This window comes from Streptomyces sp. NPDC038135 (assembly GCF_055601245.1).
The window spans coordinates 27,427-52,352 of the sequence record NZ_JBVJXS010000008.1 but is presented as its reverse complement, the minus strand read 5'-3'; the positions used below and the strand labels follow the sequence as shown (position 1 = coordinate 52,352).

The following is a 24,926-nucleotide window of genomic DNA, read 5'->3' as shown; positions in this document are numbered from 1 at the left end:
GTTATCCGGCGGCTCGGTCAGAGACAGAGCGCAACGCTCGCCGCCGAGACGCAGGACAGCAGGCTCAGCGTGCTGGCGCCGCCGCCGGTGTGCTCGTCGGACTCCAGGGTCTGCAGGTCGAGAAGTGCCATGATGGGTGTCCTTTCCCTATTGGGGACGGGGGTTGTGTCACGACTCCGTCGGTGCGGAGCCGCGTGTGAGGGCCGCCGGCGGCGGCAGGAACGGCAGGTGCGCGGCGCGTTCGGCGTCGAGGGCCGAGGCGAGCGCCAGCAGGCAGCCGGCCGTTCCGGTGGCGAGGTCCATGGAGAGCCGCATCATCTGGTTCCCGGGGAAGGCGAGCTGACCCTGGTAGGCCATCGCGAACCAGCCGAGCCCCGCGATCTGCTGCTCGAGCCGCTCCCGGCCGGCGTCCGGCGTCAGGCCGCGGGCCAGGTGCAGGATCATTCCGGCGCGGCCCTGGAAGAGTCCGGGCTGCGCGTAGAAGCGGGAGGTGGCGGCGGTGCGGATGCCGGTCCTGGCCTGCTCGAACTCCGCCGCCGCGCCCGCCGCGTGCGCGAGGAAGGCCGTCTCGCGGGCGTCGTCGGCGGTCCGGGCGAGCGAGGAGAACCGCTCGCCGCCGTCGCCCGCGTGCGCCAGGTAGTCGTCGAGGACCATCCCGATCCCCACGCTCCCGTCGCCGAGGTACGGCAGCGTCCGCCAGCCCTCGTCCACCTCGAGCCCGCCGTGCGCCTTCTGGAGCACGCAGCCGGCCAGGTCGCGGCGCAGTGCCTCGGCCGCGGCCACCAGAAGCCGGGTCTCACCGGTCTGCTCGTACCGCCGCAGCAGGAACAGCGCGGGCCCGGTCGCGCCCCGCAGCAGCCCGGCCCGCCGCCGCGGCGTGTCCGGGACCGGCTCGGTGAGGCGCCGGACGAGGATGTCGGCGGCCTCATCGGCCCGCTCGCCGAGCTCCGGCTCGCCGGTCGCGGCCGCCAGGTGGCCGAGGACCAGTCCGACCCCGGCCAGTCCGCCGTTCAGTTCGGAGGAGAGGTTCTGCCACTTCTCCCGCAGGACGCAGTCGACCAGGTCCAGCGCACGCTGCCGGTGGCCGAGCCGGTCGAGGACCAGCGCCACGCCCGCGAGGCCGTCGTAGAGGCCCAGCGGAGTGCCGGGCGGCACCACCGCCGTGTGGTCCAGCAGCCAGCGCTCGCCCTCCTCGTACCGCCCGGCCCCGGCGGCGTCCAGCGCGTACAGCACGCCGGCCGCGCCGTGCGCCAGGCCGAGCCCGCCGCCCTCGGAGAACTGGGCGATGTCGCCTGGGAAGAGTCGGTCGTCGCGCTCCGGCGTCGCGGAGGCGAGGATCGCCTTGACCATCGAGTCCCGGCTGTAGGGCCAGTCGCCCGGGTCCACCAGCGGGGCGGACGGCCGGGCCGTCCCGCCGGCCGGGTTCCGGGTGATCTCGGCGACCGCCTCGTCCAGGAAGGCGCGCGGCACGTCCGGGAACTGCCCGGCGATCACGTCCGCCAGGTGGGCGGCCTTGCCGCGGTCCACCACGAACAGCGTGGTCACCGGCAGGAACAGGGCGATCCGCAGACAGGCCAGCGCGTACCGGTCGACGTCCTTGCCGCGGCGGTCCGGCGGCGCGAAGAAGCCGGGGTGGGCGACGACCTGCCGCCCGTTCTCCTTGGCCGGCGCGGCCGCCTCGAAGTCGATGAGGTACACGGTCTCCTCGTCCGGGGCGACCATGACGTTGAAGACGTGCAGGTCGTTGAAGACCAGCCCGCGCTCGTGCACCGCCTCCACCGCGCGTTCCACCGCCCGGTGTATGCGCAGCGCCCACCGCGTGTACGAGGCCACGCGCTCCGGGTCGGGATCGGTCGTGAGCAGCGGATGCCGCTCGGCGAAGTACGAGTTGAGCGTGCGGCCCTCGAGGAAGTCCATCACCAGGAACCGGTGGTCGCCCAGCGTGAACCAGTCCCGCACCTCGGGCACCACGCCGGTCCCGGCGGCCCGTTCCAGCGCCGCCTTCTCCCGCTCCAGCCGGGCCACGGCGTCCGCCCCGTCTGCCGCGAGCCCGGCGTGCGGGCGCGCCTCCTTCAGCACGACCTTGCGCCCGTCGCGGGTGTCGGTGCCCACGTAGACCCCGCCGCCGTTGGAGAAGTGCAGCGCCTTCTCGATGCGGTAGGGCAGGTCGCCCACGGTCGTGGTGTTGCGGGCCTCCAGGTGCGGCCGCAGGAACTCCGGCAGCGCCACCCACTCGGGCACCTGGAAGGACGGGTCCCGCCGGTCCGGCACCAGGCGTCCCTCGCCGTCGGCCACCGCCAGGACCAGCGAGCCCCGCTCGTCGACGACGTACCGGCGGGCGAACGCGCCGTAGCGGACGTAGAGCGGGCCTTCGCCGTAGCGCAGGTCGGTCAGGATGTACGGCCCCTCGCAGCCCTTCAGCTCCGCGCCGAGCTCCTCCAGCACCTGCCGCAGCTGCTCCTCCCCGTCCGGGTAGACGGTGACGAACTTGCCGCTGGTGTCGCGGCCGGCGTACTTGGTGTTGCGCAGGTGCAGCAGGTGCGGGCCCGGCACGAACTTGAACGGGATGCGGCGCGGCACGCAGTAGTCCCACACGGCCGCCGCGATCCGGTCCGCGTTCGCCCGGGTCGCCGAGGAGTGCACCTTCCAGCCCTGGGCCGGCCCGGGCAGCGGTGCGCCGTCCGCGCCGAGCGGGGTCAGCGTCAGCCAGTCGCCGCTCCGTGCCGCGTGCCAGCCGTCCGGAACCGTGCGACGCGCCGTCTCGAACAGCGGCGCGGGCTCGTGCCCGTCGTCCGCCGAAAGCCGGTCGGGCGTGTCGTAGAAGTGCCCGTCGGCCAGCGCGTACACCTCGTACCGCTTGTCCATGCGCCTGCAGCCCCTCCCTGTGGGTGACCGGGGAAGAGATTTCCAGCAACCGACCGGTCGCGGACAGTCACCGCTGTCACGAGAAGGCCGTGCGGAACGCACAAGTAAAGATGTGTTCGGCGGCTTTCGAGCGGTACGCGGACGGCGGCGCCCGGGACGGCGCGTCCGCAGGGGCTGCGCCGTCGGCTCATACGCGCTGTAATGGCGAACGTGGCGAGTGAGGGTGCCGCGGTGCGCGGATCGCGGAGCGAGCGTGCCGCATCTGCCTTGGACGCACTCGCGGCCGTTCCCGCTGCACCGGACCGGCTGCGGCGCGTCCTGGAACAGGCGCTGGTCTTCGCCGGGGCCTCGTTCGCCGGCGTGTACGCGCCGGGCGACGACCCCGCGACGCTCCGCCTGACCGAGTCGGCCGGTCTGCCCCGCACCCTGTACGGGCTGCGCGACGGCTGTCCGGCCGCGGGCGGCTCCCCGATGGCCGAGACCCACCGCACCCGGAGCCCCGTCTGGCTGGGCCCGGCCGACCTGGCGGGGTGCGCCGAGGCACGCCGGGCGCCGTATCCGGACTTCTCGCTGGCCGCCCTCCCGCTCGGCCCGTCCGGCGGCTGCCTGCTCGCCGTCACCGAGCAGCCCGGCGGCTTCGGCGCCGACGACCGCGCCTGCCTGGAACTGGTCGCCCGGGCCGTCGCCCTGCCCGCGCCGGCCCCGGTCGCGACCGACACGGGCGAGCTGCCCGCCGACGCGTTCAGCGTGATCATGGACACCGGCCGGATCGAGGTCGGCGACGCGATCCTCGGTCTGTTCGGCATCGGCCGGCCGGAGTTCGACGGCCGGGTGGAGACGCTGCTCGGCCTCACCGTCCCCGAGGACCTGCCCTCCCTCATGTCCGTCGTCGAGGCCGACCACATGTCGATCGGCGAACGCGAACTGGAGTTCCGCATCCTGCAGCCCTCCGGCCCGCCCAAGTGGGTCCGGCTGCGCGGCCGGCTGGTGCCCGGCGGCGAGGGCCGTTCCGCCCGTCTCACCGGCACCGTCGCGGACGCCTCCACGCTGCGCTCCGGCGTCACCGACGTGGCCCGGGTCCAGCGGCTGGCCGCCGCGCTGGCCACCGCCGGCACCGTCAAGGACGTCGGTAAGGCCGTGGTCGCCGCCCTGCGCGTCCCGCTCAACGCCGACCGCATCGCGCTGGCCGAACTGGAGAACGACCGCCTGGTCGTCACCGTCCTCGACCCGCCGGAACCCGAGGCGTGGCCCGAGGTGTGGCGCACCGAGTGGCGCACCGAGTGGCCCGACGCGCCGGTGCGGGCGATGCCCACCCTGGCCTCCGCGCTGCGCCAGGGCCGCGCCCGCATCTGGCCCGCCGGCAGCCCGCTGGAGCCCGCCCTCGCCGAGGTCGGCCCCGGCGGCCTCGCCGTGCTGCCGCTGCCGGCCGGCGGCCGCATGGCCGGCGCCTGCCTGGTCGGCTGGGACCAGCCGCACGAGTTCGCCCCCGACGAGCGCGCCCTGCTCACCGCCTGCGCCGGTCTCACCGGACAGGCACTGCTGCGCGCCCACGCCTTCGACGCCGAGCACGAACTCGTCGGCATGCTCCAGCGCACCCTGCTGCCACGCCGGCTGCCCCGGCTGCCCGGCGCGGTCGCCGTCGCCCGCTACCTGCCCACCACCGCCGGCCTGGAGGTCGGCGGCGACTGGTACGACGTGATCCCGCTCGCCGACAACCACGTCGCCCTCGTCATCGGCGACGTCCAGGGCCACAACGCGGGCGCCGCCACCCTGATGGGGCAGATGCGCACCGCCCTGCGCGCCTACGCCGCCGAGGGCCACTCACCGGACGTCGTCGTCGCGCACGCCAACCGGCTGCTGCTGGACATGGAGACAGACCTCTTCGCCACCTGCGCCTACGTCGACGTCGACATGGAGCAGGGGACCGCCCTGTGCGTGCGCGCCGGCCATCTGCAGCCCGTGCTGCGGCACCCGGACGGCAGCACCGAGATCGTGCAGGCCGAGGGCGGCCCGCCGCTCGGCGTGCTCGGCCAGGCCGAGTTCCGCATGACCCCGCTGCGGCTCCAGCCCGGCACGGTCCTGGCCCTCACCACCGACGGCCTGGTGGAGTCCCCGGGCGCCGACATCGACGAGGGCATGGACCGGCTCGCCGCCGAGCTGGCCGCCGCCGACCCCGGCCACCTCGGCCTGGTCGCCGACGCCCTGCTCACCGGCGCCCACCGCGGCGACGACGTCGCCCTGCTGCTGATGCGCTACGACGGCATGGCCGTACGCCCGCTGCGGGAGAGCTGGACCGTGTGGCGGGTCCCCGAGGCCGTCCGGCACGCCCGCCGCTTCACCCGGCGCACCCTGCGCACCTGGGGCGTCTCCCCGGACACCCTCGACGCCGCCCTCCTGGTCGTCTCCGAGCTGGTCACCAACGCGCTCGTGCACACCGGCGGGCCGGTCCGCCTCGACCTCAGCCTGGTCAACCACCGGCTGCGGCTCGCCGTCGCCGACACCTCGCCGCGCAGCCCGGTGCAGCCGACCAGCATCGGCTGGGAGGCCACAGGCGGCCGGGGCATCCTGCTGGTGGAGGCGGTGTCGGCGGCCTGGGGGACGGTGCCGGTCAGCGGCGGCAAGCAGGTGTGGGCCGACCTCGTATCACCGGACTGACCCGCCACTCGGGTACCGGTGCGGTCCGCGCACGGCAGGTCAACGGGCGCCGCGCGCCGACCGTGCCTAAGGTCGGTGGGGTGGCACACACCTTCGAGGAACTGGTGGCGAAGCAGCGCGCCGCCGAGGCGGCACAGCGCATGGTCGATGAGCTCCGGAACGCCTACGGGCCGCCCGCCGGGCAGCAGATGACGGGCGTCCAGTCCGGCACCTACGAGACGGCCCTGCGCGCCTGGCGGGACCTGGCCCGTGAGGTGCAGACCGCGGTGAGCGAGTACGCGAAGGAGACCGGCAGACCACGGGCCGACGTCGAGGCGGAGGTGGCGCGGGCGGCCGCACCGCAGGACTCGTGAGAGGTGGTCCCCGCGCGGCCGCCCGCGCCGCCGAACGCCTCACCGACGCCGCCGACGCCCGCCTCCCGGTGCTGGAGGGCGGCTCGCTGCTGCGCAAGGCGTTCCCCGAGCACTGGTCCTTCCTGCTCGGCGAACTCGCCCTCTACAGCCTGCTGGTGCTGATCCTGACCGGGGTGTGGCTGACGTTCTTCTTCCAGCCGGAGATGCGGGAGGTCGTCTACCAGGGCTCCTACGTGCCGCTGCAGGGGGTGCTCATGTCGTCCGCCTTCGACTCCACCCTGCGCATCAGCTTCGACGTCCGCGGCGGACTGCTGATCCGGCAGATGCACCACTGGGCCGCGCTCCTGTTCATCGCAGCGATCGGCGCGCACATGCTGCGGATCTTCTTCACCGGCGCCTTCCGCCGGCCCCGCGAGCTGAACTGGGTCATCGGGGTCACCCTGTTCGCGCTGGCCCTCGCGGAGGGCTTCGCCGGCTACTCGCTCCCCGACGACCTGCTGTCCGGCACGGGACTGCGGATCGCCCAGGGCATCATGACCTCGATCCCGGTGGTCGGGACGTACCTGGCCTTCTTCGCCTTCGGCGGCCAGGTGCCCGGCCACGACATCATCACCCGCCTCTACCCGGTGCACATCCTGCTGATCCCGGGCGCGCTCGTCGCCCTCGTCTCGGTGCACCTGATCCTCGTGTTCCGCCTCAAGCACACCCAGTGGCGCGGCCCCGGCCGCACCAACCGCAACGTCCACGGCAAACCGCTCGTCCCGCAGTTCAGCGCCTCCTCCATCGGCCTGTCCCTGACGGTCGCCGGCGTGCTCGCGGCGCTGTCGGCCGTCGCCCAGATCAACCCGGTGTGGGTGTACGGCCCGTTCCGCCCCGACCAGGCCTCCACCGGCTCCCAGCCCGACTGGTACGTCGGCTTCCTGGAGGGCGCCCTGCGGCTGATGCCGGCCTGGGAGACGAACTTCGCGGGCCACACCGTCATGTGGAACGTGCTGCTGCCCGCCGTGGTCCTGCCCGCGCTGGTGTTCGCCGTGCTCTACGCCTACCCGTTCGCCGAGCAGCGCCTGACGGGGGAGTGGCGCCAGGAGCGGCATCTGTGCGACCGGCCGCGCGAGCGTCCCGTGCGCACCGGACTGGGCGTCGCGGCCACCGTGTTCTACGCCGTGCTGCTGCTGGAGGGCGCCAACGACGTCAGCGCCCAGACGTTCCGCGTCTCCGTCAACGCGCTGACCTACGTGTACCGCGTCGCCCTCGTCGCGGCGCCCGTCCTAGCCTTCCTGCTGACCCGGTGGCTGTGCCGCGCCCTGACGGCGGCCGAGCGGGAGCGCCTCGCCGAGGGCGTGCCCACCGGCGACATCCGGCAGAACGTCACCGGCGGCTACGAGACCGGCCACGAACCCGTGGAGTCGTTCCGGCCCGGAGCGCCGCGCCGGGAGATCACCGGCGCGCGTACTGGAACACCATCCCGAAGACCCCGCGGGCCAGAACGCCGCAGCCGATGAGGAACAGCCACAGCCCGTAGACGACGCCGGTCGCCGTCACCGCGAAGCCCAGCGCGGTGACGACCGGCCACGGGCTCTCGTCCGGGAAGAACGCCACCGGCCCGGCGCCGTCGGCCACCTCGGCGTCCCCGAGGTCCTGCGCCCGCCTGCCCTTGCGCCGGTACTGCACCAGGCAGAAGAACGACACCAGCGCCGCCATGCCGCACGCCACCAACAGCGCGGCCGTGCCCGCCGGCTCGCGCGACCACACCCCGTACAGGGCGGCGACCCCGCCGAAGAACACCGCCACCCCGCCGAACAGCATCGCCTCGGTCTTCATCGTTTCCCTTCCTCCTGGGCCTCGCGCACGACCTCCGGATGGTGCAGGTCGAAGGCCGGCGACTCGGACCGGACCCGGGGCAGCGCCACGAAGTTGTGCCGGGGCGGCGGGCAGGACGTCGCCCACTCCAGGGCCCGGCCCCACCCCCAGGGGTCGTCGATGTCCACGCGCTCGCCCTTGGCCCATGTGCGCCAGACGTTGTAGAGGAACGGCAGGGTCGAGACCGCGAGCAGGAACGCGCCGGCGGTGGAGATGCTGTTCAGCAGGGTGAAGCCGTCGCCGGGGAGGTAGTCCGCGTAGCGGCGGGGCATGCCCTGCTCGCCGAGCCAGTGCTGGACCAGGAAGGTGAGCTGGAAGCCCGGGAAGAGCAGCCAGAAGTGCAGCTTGCCGAGACGCTCGTCCAGCATCCGGCCGGTGAACTTGGGCCACCAGAAGTAGAACCCGGCGAACATGGCGAACACCACCGTGCCGAACAGCACGTAGTGCAGGTGGGCGACGATGAAATAGGAGTCCGTGAGGTGGAAGTCCAGCGGGGGTGAGGCGATCAGCACCCCGCTGAGCCCGCCGAGGAGGAACGACACCAGGAAACCGCAGGACCACAGCATCGGGGTCTCGAACGACAGCGAGCCGTACCGCATGGTGCCGATCCAGGCGAAGAACTTGATGCCGGTGGGGACGGCGATCAGGAACGACATGACGGAGAAGAACGGCAGCAGCACCGCGCCGGTGGCGAACATGTGGTGCGCCCAGACGACGGCCGAGAGCATGGTGATGGCGATGGTCGCGCCGATCAGCGGCAGATAGCCGAACAGGGGCTTGCGGGAGAACACCGGCAGGATCTCGGAGACGATGCCGAAGAAGGGCAGCGCGACGATGTAGACCTCGGGATGCCCGAAGAACCAGAACAGGTGCTGCCACAGCAGCGCGCCGCCGTCGGCCGCGTCGAAGACGCGCGCGCCGAACTTGCGGTCGGCCTCCAGGGCGAGCAGGGCGGCGGTCAGCACGGGGAACGCGGGCAGCACCAGGATCGAGGTGAACAGCACGTTCCAGGTGAAGATCGGCATCCGGAACATGGTCATGCCGGGGGCGCGCAGGCACATGATGGTGGCGATGAAGTTGACCGCGCCGAGCGTGGTGGAGACACCGGTGACGACCAGCCCCATCACCCACAGGTCGCCGCCGGCGCCGGGGGAGTAGTACGCGCTGTTGAGAGGTGCGTAGGCGAACCAGCCGAAGGAGGCGGCGCCGCCCGGCACCAGGAAACCGGAGACCACCATCAGGCCGCCGAAGAGGTACATCCAGTACGACAGCGCGTTGAGCCGGGGGAAGGCCACGTCGGGCGCGCCGATCTGCAGCGGCATGACCGCGTTGGTGAACCCGGCGAACATGGGGGTGGCGAACAGCAGCATCATGATCGTGCCGTGGATGGTCACGAACTCGTTGTAGCCCTGCGCGCTCAGCACCTGCAGCCCCGGCCGCGCCAGCTCCGTGCGCATGCCCAGCGCGAGCAGCCCCGCGAGCAGGAAGAAGCAGAAGGCCGTGACCATGTAGAGCCGGCCGATCACCTTGTGATCGGTCGTCGACAGCCAGCGCAGCAGGACCCGGCCGGGCCGGGGAGCGGGGGAGGAGTACCGTGCGGTGATCTCCGCGATCTCCGACATCTCCGGTGTTTCGGTCATCACGGGCGACGCTACTCCGGGGGCCCCGTGGGCCCGCCCGCGCCACGCCCCGCACGCCCACGGTCGGATCCGCCGCCCCCTGCGCCGTTCGGCTGAAGCACCCCCGGTCAGGCATCCGGCGCGCACTCCCGGGTACCCGCAGGCCATGAACACTGCCACGTACGAAGCAGCCTCGGGCACCCAGGTGTTCGGCTACGTCCTCGTCCTCGTGGTCGGCGTCGCGCTCGTCGCCGGGCTGCTGTGGGCCTTCCGGCTGGGCGTCTCGGTGCGCCGGCGCGAATCGGCTCCGCCCCGGCCCGAGGAGCAGCCCAAGCTGCCGCCGACCGGTCCGGTCCGTGAGACGAGCGAGATGCGCGAGGCGCACGAGGTGCCCCGCGCCGAGGACGGCGACGAGCGGCTCACCCCCCACCAGCTCGGCAACGCCGGCTCCCGGCGCGCCGAGGACCAGCGGCGTCCGCGCTGGTCGCCCGGTTCCAGCGGTTCCTTCGGCGGCGGTGGCGGCGGCCAGACCTGAGCCGCGACCGTGGCCGTGACGCCGCGGCTTCCCGTACATACATGAACTCGGGTTCGGTTCACCCTTGTGGGCGAACCGAACACCGTTACCGACGGGCCGGAGAAGTGGACGGCGCCGGGCGCCGCCCGGTGGGTGTCCTGGTGTTGGTCAACGCGGTGTCGCCGCCGTAGTGGGCGAGCAGCCTCGGGTCCATGACCCTGCGCCACAGCGGTGGGACCCAGGCGAGGACGATCATGGCCGCGTAGCCGGCGGGAAGCTGCGGCGCTTCGTCGAAGTGCCGCAGCGTCTGGTAGCGGCGCAGCGGGTTCGCGTGGTGGTCGGAGTGCCGCTGGAGCTGGAAGAGGAACAGGTTGCTGACCGTGTTGTCACTGTTCCAGCTGTGCCGGGGGGTGACCCGTTCATAACGGCCGTCCGACCGCCGTTGACGCAGCAGGCCGTAGTGCTCCAGGTAGTTCACCGACTCCAGCAGGCCCACACCGAGGACCGCCTGCAGCAGCAGCCAGGGCAGGACCACGGGTCCGAAGACCGCGCCCAGCGCGCTGAAGAGGGCGACGGACAACGCCCAGGCGGTCAGGACGTCGTTGTGCCGGCTCCAGGTGGGTCGTCCACGCCGTTGGAGCCGGCGCCGCTCCAGAAGCCATGCCGATCGCGCACTGCCCGTGACGGTGCGGGGCAGGAAGAGCCAGAAGCCCTCCCCGCGGCGGGAGCTGGCGGGATCCTCCGGTGTCGCCACACGCACGTGGTGGCCGTGGTTGTGCTCGACGTAGAAGTGGCCGTAGCAGCTCTGGGCCAGGGCCAGACGGCTGAGCCTTCGCTCCACCTGCTCCTTCTTGTGGCCCAGTTCGTGGGCGGTGTTGATCGCCACCCCGGCGACCACGCCGGTGGTGGCCGCCAGCCCGAACGAGCCGGTCACGCCGAGAGCGCCTCCGGCCCACTGCCGGCAGGCCCAGACGAGGGCCGCGAACTGCAGCGGCAGATACAGATAGGTGCACCACCGGTAGTAGCGGTCCTGCTCGAGGCGCTCGACCGCCGTCTCGGGAGGGTTGGCCCCGTCGGTGCCGGTGATCAGATCGAGCAGTGGGACGAGGACGAAGGCGAAGAACGGCCCCCACCACCACAACGCGGCGACGCCGGTGACGTGCACAAGGACGCCGGCCTGCCAGGGCAGGGTCGGGACGGCGAGCGCCAGGGGCCACCACAGGCGCTTGGGGTCGCGCCAGCGCACGTCGTCGGCATCGCGGCTCATAGCGTCAGCTCCTCGGTCGGGTGCGTGCTTCCGCCTCCCCCGCCCAGGGGAGGCGGAAGCACGCCATGGGGGGGGAGGCTCAGACTGGCAGTCGGCCGATCGGCTGACAAAGGCGGCGCTGTGTCAATATTCTGACGGCCGGTCAGCTTGCGAGGAGTGATCATGCGGGTGCCGCAAACGGGCGGACCAGGGCCTCAGGAACAGCCCCTCCCCGAGCAGGGGGCGGGATCCGGGCGGCCGCCGGATCCGCCCCGTCTCGCCTGGCGCAAGCACATGCGTCAGCGCGTCCTCGACGAAGCGTGGGCCCTGGCCTCCGACAGCGGATGGGACCGTGTACGGGTCGCCGACCTCGCTGTGCGGGCCGAGGTCTCCCGCCCTTCCATCTACGCGGAGTTCGGCAACCGCGCCGGCATAGGCCACGCCCTGGTGCGTCGGGAGGCCGAGCTGTTCCTCACCGGCCTGGCCGGCGTGCTGGACCGGAACCGCACGCACGTGGGCCTCGCCCTGCAGGCCGGAGTCGGCCACGCCCTGGCCGAAGCCGAACGCAACCCGTTCATCAAGGCGGTGCTGGCCGCCGCCCGCGGCGGAACCGACGCCCTGCTGCCCTTCCTCACCAGCCGCCCCGACCCCGTGCTCACCAGCGCCCGCACCCTGGTGTCCGCGTGGCTGGGCGACGTCCTGCCCCACCTGGAAGAGCACCGGCACCACGAGGCCGCCGACCTCCTGGTGCGCCTGAGCATCAGCCACATGCTGCTGCCGTCCCCCGACCCGGACACCGCACCGGCCCGCGTGGCACGCGCGGCCTGCGCCGTGCTCGGCATCCCACCGGTCGCCGCACGATGACGGCCGGCATGGATCACCGCTGCCGCGGGCTGCGGCGCCGTCCGCGCGTCGCGCCGGGACGAAGGCCCCGCGTGCGGTCCGGGCCGGCAGCGGCGGTGCTGCTGTCGGGGAGGTCAGCCGGTGTCCGGTCCCTGAGTGGGCCGGAGTTGGGTGTTGCGGCTGGGTCCGTGCCATTCGAGGCAGACGACCGTGGCGTCGTCGCGGAGCCGGTCGCTGTGGTGGTCCAGGACGGCGCGCATGAGGCGGCGCAGGGTTTCGGGTACCGAGAGGCCGTCGGCGTGGTGGCGGATGACGAAGTCGGTGAAGGCCTCCAGACCGAACTCGCGGCCCGTCGCGTCGCGGGCCTCGATGACGCCGTCGGTGTAGAGGAGGACGCGATCGCCGGGTTCGAGCTGCTCGTGGCAGAGCGTGGCGGTGATACCGAGGTCGGTGCCCAGGGGATGGGCGGGCTTACAGGGCAGTGAGGCGGTCCAGCGGCCGGCACGGATGAGAACCGGCGGGTGGTGTCCGCGACTGATCCAGGTGAGCAGCCCGGTGCGAGCGTTGAGGTCCGCCAGGATCGCCGTGACGTACGTGTCGTGTCCGAAGTGGTCCAGCAGCACCCGTTCGACCCGCTCGCCGGTGGTGACCAGGCCGGCTCCCTGGCGGCGCTGGTTGCGGCAGGCAGCCACGGCCAGGTTCGCGGTCAGCCCGGCGTGGCTGTCGTGGCCCATGGCGTCGAAGACGGCCAGATGCACCTGGTCCCCGGCGACGGCGTAGTCGAAGGCATCCCCACCGATCTCGTAAGCGGGTTCCATCGCGGCGGCGATCACCACGTCCCGGTTGGCGAAGGAACGCGGCGGCATCAGATTCCACTGCAGCTCCGCGGCCACGTTCATCGTCCGGGTTCGGGCCAGGCGGGCGGCGGCATCGCTGCTGGGCCGCTTGCTGACCACCAGCAGACCCACCAGCGACGCCACCGTCTGCAGCTCCTCAAGTCCCGCACCGCCGCCCAGGTCGGCGCGCAGGACGCCAAGCCGCGCGGTTCCGTCCAGGATCGGTACCCACCAGCGGCCCACCTCGCCCTCTGCGCGCGGCTCGTTGTAGGCGAAGACCCAGCCCGGCAGCGTGCCCTCCACCGGGAACTCCTCGCCGCCGTGCGTGCCGTCCAGACCGCTGCCGGTCACCTCCCGCAGAACCTGCTCGCGCAGGTCGGCCAGGTAGACGCGGGCGTCGGACAGGCCCGCCAGGGCGGCGTGCCTGGCGATGAGGCCAGGGAGCTGATCGAAGCCGGCCAGGTGGCCCTCGGCCAGCATCCCGCCCAGCGACCGCACCATGCGCTCCGCCTCCATGGGCTCACCCCTTCGCCGCCGCGGCATGGCTTCCGGCTCCAGCATTCCAGCCACCACGGCCGAAAGCGCGCACGAGCAGGCCTCGGGTCGCCGCGGACCGCTCAGGGATGATCACGAACGGGTGCCCGCCCGCGGTGCGCCGCCCGGCCGGGCGGACCGTCTTCGGACCCAGGGCGGCCATGGGGCCGCTGGTCGGCCGGTACCGGATCGGGTGCCTGGTCGAGCAGGTCGAGGTGGGCACCATGTCCGCGAGCGGCCGGTACGGGCGTCCGGCCGCGCGCCCGCCGACGGCTTGAGCGCCACGAGTACGGAGAGTCGCCCCTGCCACTGCCCACGCGTTTGGGCGTCCGGGGCGCGGGGACCCGGGCCGACACACCGCAGCCGCCGGCAGCCGGTCCACCGGCCGGCCCGGCGGCAGGGCAGAAGAGAGAAGATGAGACACCGTGACCGCGCACATCAGTGACAGGCCCACCCTCCCCTATGCCGAGACCGGCTGGTCCAAGGCCCGCCGCGGGCGGGGCAAGGGCGTCCGCACCTGTCTGCCGGCCGTCGTCGACCGCACCGCTCCGCGGCAGGGCGACACGGAGCGGGACGCCACCATAGTGCGGGGCGAGGACTGAGGAACACCGCGACGGGGAGCGGCGCCGCGGCGGCGATCCGCGAGCCTGCCCAATAAGGCGAACAAGGGTCCGGACCGGGCCGTCCGCCGTTAGGGTATGGCCAATATGAACCTCCTCGTCACCGGCGCCGCCGGGTTCATCGGCTCCCACTACGTCCGCGGCCTCCTCGCCGACGACTCGCCCGGAGCGCCGAGCGTCACCGTGCTGGACAGGCTGACCTACGCCGGCACCCGCGCCAATCTGCCGAGCGGGCATCCCCGCCTCGACTTCGTGCACGGCGACATATGCGACGCCGCCCTCGTCGACAAGCTGATGGCCGACGCCGACCAGGTGGTGCACTTCGCCGCCGAGTCCCACGTCGACCGGTCGATCGACGGGGCCGGCGAGTTCGTCCGGACCAACGTGGTGGGCACCCAGACCCTGCTGGACGCGGCGCTGCGGCACGGCGTCGGCACCTTCGTGCACGTCTCCACCGACGAGGTGTACGGCTCCATCGAGTCCGGCTCCTGGCCCGAGGACCACCCCCTCGCGCCCAACTCCCCGTACTCCGCCTCCAAGGCCTCCTCCGACCTGCTGGCCCTCGCCCAGCACCGCACCCACGGCCTCGACGTCCGGATCACCCGCTGCTCCAACAACTACGGCCCGCGCCAGTTCCCGGAGAAGGTGATCCCGCTCTTCGTCACCAACCTCCTCGACGGCCTGACCGTCCCGCTCTACGGCGACGGGCGCAACGTCCGCGACTGGCTGCACGTCGAGGACCACTGCCACGGCATCGAGCTGGTGCGCACCAAGGGCCGGCCCGGCGAGGTCTACAACATCGGCGGCGGCACGGAGCTGAGCAACAAGGAGCTGACCGGCCTCCTCCTCGAGGCCTGCGGCGCCGGCTGGGACCGGGTGCGGCAGGTCACCGACCGCAAGGGCCACGACCTGCGCTACTCGGTCGACTGGAGCAAGGCCCGCGACGAACTCGGCTACCGCCCGCGCCACGACTTCACCAACGGCCTCGCCGCCACGGTCGCCTGGTACCGGGACAACCGCTCGTGGTGGGAGCCGCTCAAGCGGCGGAGCGTCCGATGAGGTGGCTGGTCACCGGCGCGAGCGGCATGCTCGGCCAGGACACCGTCCGGGAACTGCGCGAACGCGGCGAGGACGTCACCGGTCTGGACCGTACGGCTCTCGACATCGCCGAACCCGGCTCCGTACGGCAGGCGTTCGACGACCACCGTCCGGACGTCGTCGTCAACTGCGCCGCCTACACGGCCGTGGACGACGCCGAGACCGACGAGGCACGCGCGCTGCGCGTCAACGGCGAGGGACCCCGGCTGCTCGCCCGCGCCTGCGCCGCCCACGGCGCCCGGCTGGTCCACGTCTCCACCGACTACGTCTTCTCAGGCGAGGCCCGCGACACCCCCTACCCCGAGGACCACACCCCGGCGCCGCGCACCGCCTACGGCCGCACCAAACTCGCCGGGGAGCGCGCGGTGCTCGCCGAACACCAGGGCGGCGCCGTCGTGTTGCGCACCGCCTGGCTGTACGGCGCCCACGGCCGCAACTTCGTGCGCACCATGCTCGAACTCGAGGCCCGCCGCGACACCCTCGACGTCGTCGACGACCAGCGCGGGCAGCCGACCTGGAGCGCCGACGTGGCCGCCCTCGTGGCGGACCTCGGCGCCGGGGACGCCCGCGGCGTCCTGCACGCCACCAACTCCGGCGAGGCCACCTGGTTCGAGCTGGCCCGCGAGGTGTTCCGGCTGGCCGGGGCCGACCCGGAGCGGGTGCGCCCCACCGACAGCCGGTCCTTCCCCCGCCCCGCGCCCCGGCCCGCCTACAGCGTCCTCGGGCACGCGCGGTGGCGGGAGACCGGCCTGGAACCGCCGAGGGACTGGCGGTCCGCCCTGTACGAAGCCCTGCCTCACATCCGCAAGGAGATGTCCCAGTGAAACGGCACGAGTTCCTGCGGGAGCTCCACAAGGTCACCGCGAACCGCAACTACCTGGAGATCGGCGTCAACGACGGCCGCAGCCTGACGCTGTCCCGGGTGCCCAGCATCGCCGTCGACCCCGCGTTCAAGGTGGTCACGGAGATCCGCTGCGACGTGCACCTCGCCAAGGCGACCAGCGACGACTTCTTCGCCCGCGACAACCCCCTCGCGCACCTCAGGGGCGGCCGCCATCCGCTGCGCAACCTGGCCCGCAACCGCAGCCCCTTCGGCTACTGGCGGCGCACCACGCTGGACCTGTCGTTCATCGACGGCATGCACCTCTTCGAGTACGCGCTGCGGGACTTCATCAACATCGAGAAGCACGCAGACTGGGCGAGCGTCATCGTCTTCGACGACATGCTGCCGCGCAACGTCGACGAGGCCGCCCGCGACCGGCACACCGACGCCTGGACCGGCGACGTGTACAAGCTCGTCGAGATCCTGAACCGCCACCGTCCCGACCTGGTCACGGTACTGGTCGACACCGCGCCCACCGGCCAGCTCGTGGTCTTCGGCGCCGACCCGTCGAACACCGTGCTCAAGGACCGGTACGACGAGATCGTCGCGGAGTTCGAGGTCCCCGACCCGCAGAAGGTCCCCGAATCGGTGCTGGAGCGCACCACGGCCGTCAAACCCGAGGACTTCCTCGGCGCCGGCTTCTGGAAGCCGCTGGCCGCGGCGCGCGACCGGGGCACCAAGCGGGCCCGCGGCTGGGAACCGCTGCGGCGCGCGCTGGAGCCCTACTCCGTCACCCGCTGAACCGGCCGCGCAGTCGCGCGTAGTGGGCGGAGCAGTCCGCGTAGGAGGGCAGCAGCCCGGACCGCTCCGCCTCGGCCAGGGTGGGCGCCTCGGCGTCCTTGGGCGACAGCACCGGCTCGACGCCCTCGGGCCAGGCGATGCCCAGACCGGGATCGAGCGGGTGCACGCCGTGCTCCCGCCCCGGCGCGTACCCCTCCGAGCACAGGTACACCACGGTGGCGTCGTCGGTCAGCGCCATGAAGGCGTGCCCGAGGCCCTCGGCCAGGAAGACCGCGTGCCGGTTGTCGTCGTCCAGCCGTACCGCCTCCCACCGCCCGAAGGTGGGGGAGCCGACCCGGATGTCCACCACCACGTCGAGTACGGCGCCGCGCACGCAGGTGACGTACTTGGCCTGGCCGGGCGGCACGTCCGCGAAGTGGACGCCGCGCAGCACGCCCCGCCGCGACACCGAGCAGTTGGCCTGGGCGAGGCCAAGGTCGTAGCCGGTGGCCTCGCGGAACTCCGCGCCCCGGTACCACTCGTGGAAGCTGCCCCGGTCGTCCGGGAACGCCTTCGGCTCCAGCACCCACGCGTCCGCTATCTCCAACTGCCGCACCGCTTCAGGCCTTTCGTGTAGTCGTCGGTCCCAGCACCGCGCCCAGCACGCGCCGGGCCCTGCCGAACAGCCGCCGCAGCAGCCCGCGCGGAGTCACCCGCACCACCCGCACGTCCTCGCGGCCCGCCTTCAGCAGCAGCGGCAGCGTCAGAACCCGGCCGCCGGGCAGGCAGAGCGCCGCGCGCCAGGCGGCGCCCCGCAGTTCGCGCACCGGCACCGGGGCCGCGAGCAGGCCGTGGGCGCCGTCGGCGGGGGTCAGCACGGCCTCCGCGTCGAGGGTGCGGCCGGAGGCGGTGTGGGTCAGCCGGAGGGTGATCGGGGTGCTGTCGGGGACGTACAGCGGCAGCACCAGGGAGAGCACCTCGCTGTCGGACAGCGCCGCGTCGGCCGGGGTGAGCCGGTGCAGCCCGAGGGACTTCACCGCCCGGTCCACGTCCAGGGAGAGGTTCGCGTACCCCTTCGTCCAGTACGGCAGCACCATCCGGCCGCCGACCAGCCCGGCGGGCGGCAGCGCGCCGCCCTGCGCGGGCGCCGGCCCCAGCCGGCACTCCTTGGTCCAGCCGCCCAGCGTGAGGCGGACATGGGCGCCCCACAGCCCGCCGGCCGGCGGTTCGCCGCCCGCCGCCGTCGCGGGGTCGACGGTGGCCGTGCCGCGCAGCACCAGCCGGGTCCGGCCGTCGGCGGCCGGGACGCGCTCCCGAACGGTCTCCACCGGCTGGAAGTAGGAGGCGCCGGTCTCCCGGTCGCGCAGGATCAGATCGGCGGTCGCCCTGCCGAAGCCGTCCGCGGCGGCCGCGGTCAGCCGGGACACGGCCTCGGCCAGGTCGGCCGGCGCGTCGTCCGACGGGGGCCGGGTCCCGTCGGCGCTGACGGCGAGCGGGCCGTCGGCGTCGGTGTACTCGGCGGTGAAGCCCACCCGCAGCCTCCCGTCCCGCCACTCGACGCCGGCCGGTACGGCCCGGGGCCGGACGCCCGCCTCCCACTCGGCGTAGGCGACCAGGTCGTCGTAGCGGTCGTCCCGGATCAGCGCGGCGACGATCCGCTGGCCCAGCCGCATCCCGGGGGCGACACCGGGGCCGAAGCGCTCCTTGACCACCGCGTGGGTCTCCCGGAACACCTCCCGCCGGTAGTCGTCCGGCATCGCCAGCAGCCGGCGCCCGCTCATCCGGTCGACGATCTCCACCCGCAGCCAGCGGCGCAGCAGCCGGTCGCGCAGCGCGCCCGGCTCGGTGTATCGCTCGACGACGTCCAGGGCCTCGCGGAGGTTCTGGAAGTAGCCGACCGGATCGAAGCTCTGGAAACCGGCGTTGGCGGCGTCGTCGCGTTTGACGTGGTAGTAGCAGACGTAGTCGCTGAGCACGGAGACGTTGTCCGCGCGCAGGTAGGCCTCGGTGACGAAGACGTGGTCCTCCAGGCGCCGCCGGCCTTCCGGGAAGCGCAGCCCGGTGCGCTCCAGGAAGGAGCGCCGGAGCATCTTGTGCGGGGTGAGGCTGTCGATCAGCGGGGCGTTGGCGACCGTGGCGTGCGGGTGGTTGCGGCGGAACAGCTCCACCGGCACCGGGCGGCCCTTGCCGGCCATCTTGCCGACGACGACGTCGGCCTTGTTGGCCACGCCGTACTCGTACATCCGCTCCAGGGCCTCGTCGCCGAGGTGGTCGTCGTTGTCGACGAACATCACGAACTCGCCGCGCGAGGCGTCGATCCCGACGTTGCGGGGCTTGCCGGACCAGCCGGAGTTCTCCTGGTGGACGACCTGGAAGTGCGGGTGCTCGGCGGCGAGCGCGTCCAGTCTGGCCGGGGTGGCGTCGGTGGAGCCGTCGTCGACGAATACGACCTCGAACTCGTCGGGAGGCAGCGACTGGCGCAGCAGCGAGGCCACGCAGTCCTCGATGTACGGCCCGGGGTTGTAGACGGGTACGACGACGCTGACCTTGACCGGCATCCGGTTTCCAAGCCCCCTTGGTTCGCCTTCCGTTGCCTGAGTGGCACGGCGCGTGGCCGAATGTTAACCCGCTGCCTTGTACGGGCGAAGTCAAGCCCGCACAAGGCACCGTGTCGGGTGATCAGGCGTGGGTCTTGGCCAGCAGCTCCAGGATCTCGGCCGTCGTGCCGCTCTCGCCGAGCCGCGGGAAGATCCGCTCGACGCTGCCCGTGTGCGCCGCGGGGTCGCTGTCGGTCATGGCGTCCGTGGCGAGGGTGACGTGGTAGCCGTGGGCGTAGGCGTCGCGCGCGGTGGACTCGACGCCGATGCTGGTGGCGATGCCGGCCAGCACGATCTGCGTGATGCCGCGGCGGCGGAGCTGCGTGTCGAGGTCGGTGCCGTGGAAGGCGCTCCAGTTGTGCTTGGTGACGTGGATGTCGCCGGGGTGGCCGGACAGTTCGTCGACGACGACGTCCCAGCCGTCCGGGAAGGCGAGGCCGCGGGCCTGCCGCTCGGTCCGGCCGGGGACGGCGTCCGCCCCGTCGGGCGAGAAGGACACCCGCACCAGGACCACGGGGAGGCCGCGGTCACGGAAGGCGGCGGCGAGTTCGGCGGTGCGGGAGACGACGTCGGCGGCGGAGTGCGGCTGGGTGGGCATGGCCACGATGCCGTTCTGCAGGTCGATCGCGACGAAGGCGGTGCGGGGGTCGAGCGTGGTGACGGACATGCGTCGATCAGGCCTTTCGAGGGGTGAGCCGGCCGAGGGAACGGTCGGGGAGGGTCGTCGCCAGCAGCAGGGCCGAGCCGGCGAGCATGAACAGGGCCAGGCCGTGCAGCCCGGCGGTGTCGGCGCGGTGCGGGTAGAACGCCGCGGTGGCGGCGGACGCGCCCAGCGCACCGAGGTACATGAAGGTCCGCAGCAGTCCGGCGGCCGACGCGATCCGTTCGGGATCGGCCTGCCGGTACAGGGCGTTCTGCGCGGCGAGGCCGACGAGGCCCTGCGGGACGCCGAGGAGGGCGCCGACCCCGAGCAGCAGCCACGCCGGGCTGTCCGCGCCGACCAGGAGCAGGGCGGCGGAGCCGGCGATCTGCAGCGCGGCCCCGGTGAGCAGCTTGGCGCGCACCGCCTCGCGCCGCCCGGTGAGGGCGGAGACGGTGAGCGCCGTGGCCGACAGCGGCAGCAGCACCAGGCCGGCCGTGGCCGCGCCCAGCCCGCGGCCCTGCTCCAGCCACTGGGTGTAGCCGTACATGAAGGCGTAGGAGGTGGTGTAGGCGAGGAGCTGGCGCAGATACGTGGCGAGCAGCGGGCCGTTGCCGCCGAGGACCCTGAGGTCGATGAACGGGTCCGGGGTGCGCAGCTCGCGCAGCGCGAACGCGGCGGCAGCGGCGGCGGCCGCGAGCGGCAGGCACCAGCGGTCCGGGCGCGGGTCCGTCAGGAACAGCATCAGCGCGACCAGCATGGCCGCGAACAGCGCCATGCCGGGCAGGTCGACGCTCCGGTGCCCGGGTGCCGCCGGGGCGCGCGGCAGCCGCAGCGCGCCGAGGACCAGACAGGCCGCGGACAGCGGCACGTTGACGGTGAACACGGCACGCCAGCCGCCCAGCCCGATCAGCAGCCCGCCGAGCGCGGGCCCCACCACCGCCACCGTCTGGGCGGCGACGGCCAGTGCGGCCAGCACGCCCGCCGGACTGTCCTGCCCGGTGCGCTCGGCCTCGGCGCGGGTGAGCCGCATGGCGGCCGGATACGCGGCCGACGTACCGAACCCGAGCAGCACCCGGGCCGCGATCAGCGCGCCGAGCGACGGCGCCAGCGCGCCCAGCAGACCGGCGACGCCGACCATCGCGGTGCCGGTCAGATAGAGCCGGCGCGGCCCGTACGTGTCCACCAGCCGCCCGATGACGGGCTGGCCGACGGCCGTGGCCAGGTAGAGCGCCGAGACCAGCCACACCGTCTCGGCGGGTGGCGCGCCGAACGCGACGCCGATCGGCACCAGCGCCACGGCGATCATCGAGGAGTTGACCGGGTTCAGCACCGAGCCGAGGACCATCGGCGCGATGAGCCGGCGGTCGAATCCGGCGGGGGAGGGGCCGGCGGTCCGGCCGGTGCGCGGGGTGAGCCTCGGTATCACGGCCGCGAGAGCCGTTCCAGCAGCTCCAGCGCGGTCAGGACGGTCTGCCGCTCCTCCTCGGTGTAGCGGTCCTCGAAGGCGCGGGCCAGCCACTCCTCGCGGAGCTGCTTGTTGCCCTCGACCCGGGCCCGGCCGGCGTCGGTGAGGGTGACCAACTGGCGGCGGCCGTCGTCCGGGTCGGGGGCGCGCCGGATCAGGCCGTGCCGCTCCAGGGCGGCCAGCGTGGTCGCCATCGACTGCGGCCGTACGCCTTCCGCGCCGGCCAGCGCGCTGGCCGTGGCCGCGCCGTGCTTGCCGACGAGGGAGAGCGCCGACTCCTGCGACGGGGTGAGGTCGGCGTCCTGCGCGACCTCGCGGATGCGGCGCCGCAGCCGGCTGAACACCACGCGCAGGTCACGCGCGGTGCGTACGGCGGATTCGGAGATGACGGCCATGCCGTCACCCTAGGACCGCCAGCGCAAACTGTCCAGTCACAACTGTTCAGTTTTGCCTGTCGAACAGTCGGGTACTCGGCCGTCCCCGCACAGGGACAGCGCAGTACAGCGCCCAGGTGAGTTCAGGGAGTGCGGATGACCGGGTGGGACATCTCCGGCCTGCGGGCCTCACTCGCCGACGAGGTGGACGGCGAGGTCCGCTTCGACGCGGGCAGCCGCGGGGCCTACGTCACCGACGGTTCGAACTACCGGCAGGTCCCGATCGGCGTCGTGGTGCCCCGCACGGTGGAGGCGGGCGCCCGCGCGGTGTCCGTCTGTGCGCGCTTCGGCGTCCCGGTCCTCTCCCGGGGCGGCGGCACCAGCCTCGCCGGGCAGACGACCAACACGGCCGTGGTGATCGACTGGACCAAGTACTGCGACGGGCTGCTGTCCGTGGACCCCGATGCCCGCACCTGCGTGGTCGAGCCCGGCATCGTCCTGGACGAGCTCAACCGCCGTCTGTCCCCCCGCAAGCTGCAGTTCGGGCCCAAGCCGTCCACCCACAGCCACTGCGCGCTGGGCGGCATGATCGGCAACAACTCGTGCGGCGCCTCGGCCCAGGCCTACGGCAAGACCGTCGACAACGTACGCCGCCTGGAGATCCTCACCTACGACGGACAGCGGGCCTGGGTGGGCCCGACACCGCCGGACGAGCGCGCCCGGATAGCGGAGGGGGGCGGCCGGCTCGCCGAGATCTACGCCGGCCTGGACCGCATCGCCACCGAGTACCTCGCAGACATCCGCCGCGGCTACCCCAAGATCCCGCGCCGGGTCTCCGGCTACAACCTCGACTCCCTGCTCCCGGAGAACGGCTTCGACGTGGCCCGAGCGCTCGTCGGCAGCGAGGGCACGCTGGTGACGGTCCTGCGCGCCGAACTGGACCTCGTGCCGGTGCCGGCGTACCAGTCCCTGCTGGTCCTCGGCTACGACGACATCTGCGCCGCCGCCGACGACGTGTCCCATCTGCTGGAGCACTGCTCGCCGAGCCAGCTGGAGGCACTGGACGGGCGCATGGCGCAGCTGATGCGCGAGGAGGGCGCCTACCTGGAGTCCCTGAACATCCTCCCGCGGGGCGACAGCTGGCTCATGGTCCAGTACAGCGGCGACAGCCAGGAGGCCGTCGACGAACAGGCCCACGCCCTGCTGCGCGCCGTCGGCCGCGGCGAGAAGGACCCGGACGTCGCGTTCTCCGACGACCCCGAGCGCGAGCAGCGGATGCTCAAGGCCCGCGAGGCCGGGCTGGGCGTCACCGCCCGGCCCCCGGACGACCGCGAGACCTGGGAGGGCTGGGAGGACTCCGCGGTCCCGCCCGAGCGGCTCGGCGACTACCTGCGCGACCTGAAGGCCCTGTTCGAGGAGTTCGACTACGACCACCCGTCCCTGTACGGGCACTTCGGGCAGGGTTGCGTGCACACCCGCATCCCCTTCGGGCTGAAGACCGCCGAGGGCGTCGCCGACTTCCGCCGCTTCGTCGAGCGCGCCGCCGACCTCGTCGCCTCCTACGGCGGTTCGCTGTCCGGCGAGCACGGCGACGGGCAGTCCCGGGGCGAACTGCTCACCCGGATGTTCGGCGAGCGCCTGGTGACCGCGTTCGGCGAGATGAAGGCCCTGTTCGACCCGGACGACCGGATGAACCCGGGCAAGATCGTGCACCCGCACCCGGTCGACGGACAGCTGCGCCTCGGCCCGTCATGGCGCCCCGACACCCCCTCCACCCACTTCCGGTTCCCGGCGGACGACCACTCCTTCAACCGCGCCGTGATGCGCTGCGTCGGCATCGGCAACTGCCGCAGCCACTCCGGCGGCGTGATGTGCCCGTCCTACCGCGCCACCCGGGAGGAGGAGCACTCCACCCGCGGCCGCGCCCGGCTGCTCTTCGAGATGCTCGACGGCCACGCCGACTCGGCGGTCAAGGACGGCTGGCGCTCCACCGAGGTGCGCGACGCGCTGGACCTCTGCCTGGCCTGCAAGGGCTGCAAGTCCGACTGCCCGACCGGTGTCGACATGGCGACACTCAAGGCCGAGTTCCTGTCCCACCACTACGAGGGCAGGCCGCGCCCCGCCGCGCACTACGCGCTGGGCTGGCTGCCCCTGTGGGCACGCCTCTCCCGCCTTTCCCCCGGCCTGGTCAACACCGTGCTGCACGCGCCCGGCCTGGCCCGCGCGGGCAAGCGGCTGGCCGGCGTCGACGGGGACCGCCCGGCGCCGGTGTTCGCCCGCCGGTCCTTCGTGCAGTGGTGGCGGGCCCGCGGCGGCGAGGAACCCGACCCCGCCGACCCGCGCACCGTGGTGCTGTGGCCGGACACCTTCAGCAGCTACTTCCACCCCTCCATCGCGATCTCGGCCGTGCGGGTGCTGGAGGACGCCGGCTTCCGGGTCGCCGTACCCACCGAGCCCGTGTGCTGCGGCCTGACCTGGATCTCCACCGGACAACTGCCGGTCGCCCAGAAGGTGTTGCGCCGCACCCTCGGTGTGCTGCGGCCCTACCTGGAGGCGGGCACGCCCGTCATCGGCCTCGAGCCCTCCTGCACCGCCGTGTTCCGCGCCGACGCCCCCGAACTGCTGCCCGCCGACCAGGACGTGCGACGGCTCGCCGGACAGTTCCGCACCTTCGCCGAGCAACTGGTCCACCACGCGCCCGACGACTGGCGGCCACCGCCGCTCGCCCGGCACGCGACCGTGCAGACCCACTGCCACCAGCACGCCGTCATGAAGTTCGACGCCGACCGCGAACTCATGCGCCGCGCCCACCTCGACGCCGACGTCCTCGACGAGGGCTGCTGCGGACTGGCCGGCAACTTCGGCTTCGAGCGCGGTCACCGCGAGGTGTCCATGGCCGTCGCCGAACAGGGCGTCCTGCCCGCCGTCCGCGCCGCCGCCCCCGGCAGCCTCGTCCTCGCCGACGGCTTCAGCTGCCGCACCCAGATCGAGGACGGCGGCACCGGCCGGCGCGCCCTGCACCTCGCCGAGGCCCTGGCCCTCGCCCTCGACGGCAACCTGCCCAGCGACGCCCCGGAACGCCTGGCTCAGCGCCCGTCCGGGCCCTCCCGCACCGCGCGCTGGGCGACGACCGCCTCCGCCGCCGCCCTCGCCGCCGCGGCCGGCACCGGCGCCGCGCTGCGGCTGCGGCGCCGGGACTGA

General features: G+C 73.2%; 22 protein-coding genes. 11 read left to right on the top strand and 11 right to left on the bottom strand.

Annotation, left to right across the window (positions count from 1 at the left end; all coding sequences use genetic code 11):
- Nucleotides 1-17: 17 nt before the first annotated feature.
- A complete protein-coding gene (locus tag ACZ7JA_RS23010; protein WP_401128953.1) occupies nucleotides 18-131 on the bottom strand; it encodes a SapB/AmfS family lanthipeptide in 114 nt (37 codons plus the stop codon).
- A gap of 37 nt (nucleotides 132-168) precedes the next feature.
- Nucleotides 169-2,865, bottom strand: a complete 2,697-nt coding sequence (gene lanKC / locus ACZ7JA_RS23005) for a class III lanthionine synthetase LanKC (protein ID WP_470810107.1) — start codon at nucleotides 2,863-2,865, stop codon at nucleotides 169-171.
- Nucleotides 2,866-3,066: 201 nt separating this feature from the next.
- Here lanKC and ACZ7JA_RS23000 point away from each other — a divergent pair, with 201 nt between their 5' ends.
- The 3 genes from ACZ7JA_RS23000 to qcrB all read left to right on the top strand — a co-directional run bounded on the left by ACZ7JA_RS23000 (nucleotide 3,067) and on the right by qcrB (nucleotide 7,375).
- Complete coding sequence (locus tag ACZ7JA_RS23000; RefSeq protein ID WP_351672598.1) at nucleotides 3,067-5,520, top strand: SpoIIE family protein phosphatase; 2,454 nt, start codon at nucleotides 3,067-3,069, stop codon at nucleotides 5,518-5,520.
- 80 nt (nucleotides 5,521-5,600) lie between these two features.
- A complete protein-coding gene (locus ACZ7JA_RS22995) occupies nucleotides 5,601-5,873 on the top strand; it encodes a hypothetical protein (RefSeq protein ID WP_470810105.1) in 273 nt (90 codons plus the stop codon).
- Complete coding sequence (gene qcrB / locus ACZ7JA_RS22990; protein ID WP_351672602.1) at nucleotides 5,870-7,375, top strand: cytochrome bc1 complex cytochrome b subunit; 1,506 nt, start codon at nucleotides 5,870-5,872, stop codon at nucleotides 7,373-7,375. Before ACZ7JA_RS22995 ends, qcrB begins: the two co-directional genes overlap by 4 nt.
- Here the strand turns inward: qcrB and ctaF are convergent.
- Nucleotides 7,311-7,694 carry an aa3-type cytochrome oxidase subunit IV gene (gene ctaF / locus ACZ7JA_RS22985; protein ID WP_351672604.1) on the bottom strand — a complete coding sequence of 128 codons (384 nt, stop codon included), beginning with the start codon at nucleotides 7,692-7,694 and terminating at the stop codon, nucleotides 7,311-7,313. The two genes, qcrB and ctaF, sit on opposite strands and share 65 nt — an antisense overlap.
- Nucleotides 7,691-9,373, bottom strand: a complete 1,683-nt coding sequence (gene ctaD / locus ACZ7JA_RS22980; RefSeq protein ID WP_470810102.1) for an aa3-type cytochrome oxidase subunit I — start codon at nucleotides 9,371-9,373, stop codon at nucleotides 7,691-7,693. Before ctaD ends, ctaF begins: the two co-directional genes overlap by 4 nt.
- 145 nt (nucleotides 9,374-9,518) lie before the next feature.
- On the opposite strand from ctaD, the gene ACZ7JA_RS22975 reads away from it, so the two are divergent.
- A complete protein-coding gene (locus ACZ7JA_RS22975) occupies nucleotides 9,519-9,887 on the top strand; it encodes a DUF6479 family protein (RefSeq protein ID WP_403676757.1) in 369 nt (122 codons plus the stop codon).
- 85 nt (nucleotides 9,888-9,972) lie between these two features.
- Here the strand turns inward: ACZ7JA_RS22975 and ACZ7JA_RS22970 are convergent, their stop codons facing one another.
- Complete coding sequence (locus ACZ7JA_RS22970) at nucleotides 9,973-11,133, bottom strand: alkane 1-monooxygenase (RefSeq protein WP_351672607.1); 1,161 nt, start codon at nucleotides 11,131-11,133, stop codon at nucleotides 9,973-9,975.
- A gap of 273 nt (nucleotides 11,134-11,406) precedes the next feature.
- On the opposite strand from ACZ7JA_RS22970, the gene ACZ7JA_RS22965 reads away from it, so the two are divergent.
- Nucleotides 11,407-11,976: a TetR/AcrR family transcriptional regulator gene (locus ACZ7JA_RS22965; protein WP_470810098.1), complete on the top strand. Its 570-nt coding sequence runs from the start codon at nucleotides 11,407-11,409 to the stop codon at nucleotides 11,974-11,976.
- Between the two features lie 113 nt (nucleotides 11,977-12,089).
- On the opposite strand, the gene ACZ7JA_RS22960 is transcribed toward ACZ7JA_RS22965, so the two are convergent.
- The gene (locus tag ACZ7JA_RS22960) at nucleotides 12,090-13,307 is read right to left on the bottom strand and encodes a PP2C family protein-serine/threonine phosphatase (protein WP_470810096.1); all 1,218 of its coding nucleotides are present in this window, start codon (nucleotides 13,305-13,307) and stop codon (nucleotides 12,090-12,092) included.
- Between the two features lie 107 nt (nucleotides 13,308-13,414).
- Here ACZ7JA_RS22960 and ACZ7JA_RS22955 point away from each other — a divergent pair, with 107 nt between their 5' ends.
- From ACZ7JA_RS22955 to ACZ7JA_RS22935, 5 genes are all read left to right on the top strand, one after another.
- Nucleotides 13,415-13,603, top strand: coding sequence for a hypothetical protein (locus ACZ7JA_RS22955; RefSeq protein WP_351672613.1), 189 nt, complete (start codon nucleotides 13,415-13,417; stop codon nucleotides 13,601-13,603).
- A gap of 147 nt (nucleotides 13,604-13,750) precedes the next feature.
- Nucleotides 13,751-13,927 (top strand): hypothetical protein, encoded by a 177-nt coding sequence (locus ACZ7JA_RS22950; RefSeq protein WP_351672615.1) that lies wholly within the window; start codon nucleotides 13,751-13,753, stop codon nucleotides 13,925-13,927.
- A gap of 105 nt (nucleotides 13,928-14,032) precedes the next feature.
- Nucleotides 14,033-15,004, top strand: coding sequence for a dTDP-glucose 4,6-dehydratase (gene rfbB, locus ACZ7JA_RS22945; RefSeq protein ID WP_470810532.1), 972 nt, complete (start codon nucleotides 14,033-14,035; stop codon nucleotides 15,002-15,004).
- A complete protein-coding gene (gene rfbD, locus ACZ7JA_RS22940; RefSeq protein WP_389454224.1) occupies nucleotides 15,001-15,867 on the top strand; it encodes a dTDP-4-dehydrorhamnose reductase in 867 nt (288 codons plus the stop codon). The genes rfbB and rfbD overlap by 4 nt, the downstream gene beginning before the upstream one ends.
- Nucleotides 15,864-16,667 carry a class I SAM-dependent methyltransferase gene (locus ACZ7JA_RS22935; protein WP_470810093.1) on the top strand — a complete coding sequence of 268 codons (804 nt, stop codon included), beginning with the start codon at nucleotides 15,864-15,866 and terminating at the stop codon, nucleotides 16,665-16,667. The genes rfbD and ACZ7JA_RS22935 overlap by 4 nt, the downstream gene beginning before the upstream one ends.
- Here the strand turns inward: ACZ7JA_RS22935 and rfbC are convergent.
- The 5 genes from rfbC to ACZ7JA_RS22910 form a co-directional block, all read right to left on the bottom strand.
- Complete coding sequence (gene rfbC, locus ACZ7JA_RS22930) at nucleotides 16,657-17,262, bottom strand: dTDP-4-dehydrorhamnose 3,5-epimerase (protein WP_351672620.1); 606 nt, start codon at nucleotides 17,260-17,262, stop codon at nucleotides 16,657-16,659. The two genes, ACZ7JA_RS22935 and rfbC, sit on opposite strands and share 11 nt — an antisense overlap.
- Before the next feature lie 4 nt (nucleotides 17,263-17,266).
- Nucleotides 17,267-19,204: a glycosyltransferase family 2 protein gene (locus ACZ7JA_RS22925; protein WP_470810091.1), complete on the bottom strand. Its 1,938-nt coding sequence runs from the start codon at nucleotides 19,202-19,204 to the stop codon at nucleotides 17,267-17,269.
- Between the two features lie 121 nt (nucleotides 19,205-19,325).
- The gene (locus tag ACZ7JA_RS22920; protein WP_351672624.1) at nucleotides 19,326-19,910 is read right to left on the bottom strand and encodes a hydrolase; all 585 of its coding nucleotides are present in this window, start codon (nucleotides 19,908-19,910) and stop codon (nucleotides 19,326-19,328) included.
- A gap of 7 nt (nucleotides 19,911-19,917) precedes the next feature.
- Nucleotides 19,918-21,312 (bottom strand): MFS transporter, encoded by a 1,395-nt coding sequence (locus tag ACZ7JA_RS22915; protein WP_470810088.1) that lies wholly within the window; start codon nucleotides 21,310-21,312, stop codon nucleotides 19,918-19,920.
- Complete coding sequence (locus ACZ7JA_RS22910; RefSeq protein ID WP_389301834.1) at nucleotides 21,309-21,746, bottom strand: MarR family winged helix-turn-helix transcriptional regulator; 438 nt, start codon at nucleotides 21,744-21,746, stop codon at nucleotides 21,309-21,311. Before ACZ7JA_RS22910 ends, ACZ7JA_RS22915 begins: the two co-directional genes overlap by 4 nt.
- Nucleotides 21,747-21,881: 135 nt before the next feature.
- On the opposite strand from ACZ7JA_RS22910, the gene ACZ7JA_RS22905 reads away from it, so the two are divergent.
- Complete coding sequence (locus tag ACZ7JA_RS22905; RefSeq protein WP_470810086.1) at nucleotides 21,882-24,926, top strand: FAD-binding and (Fe-S)-binding domain-containing protein; 3,045 nt, start codon at nucleotides 21,882-21,884, stop codon at nucleotides 24,924-24,926.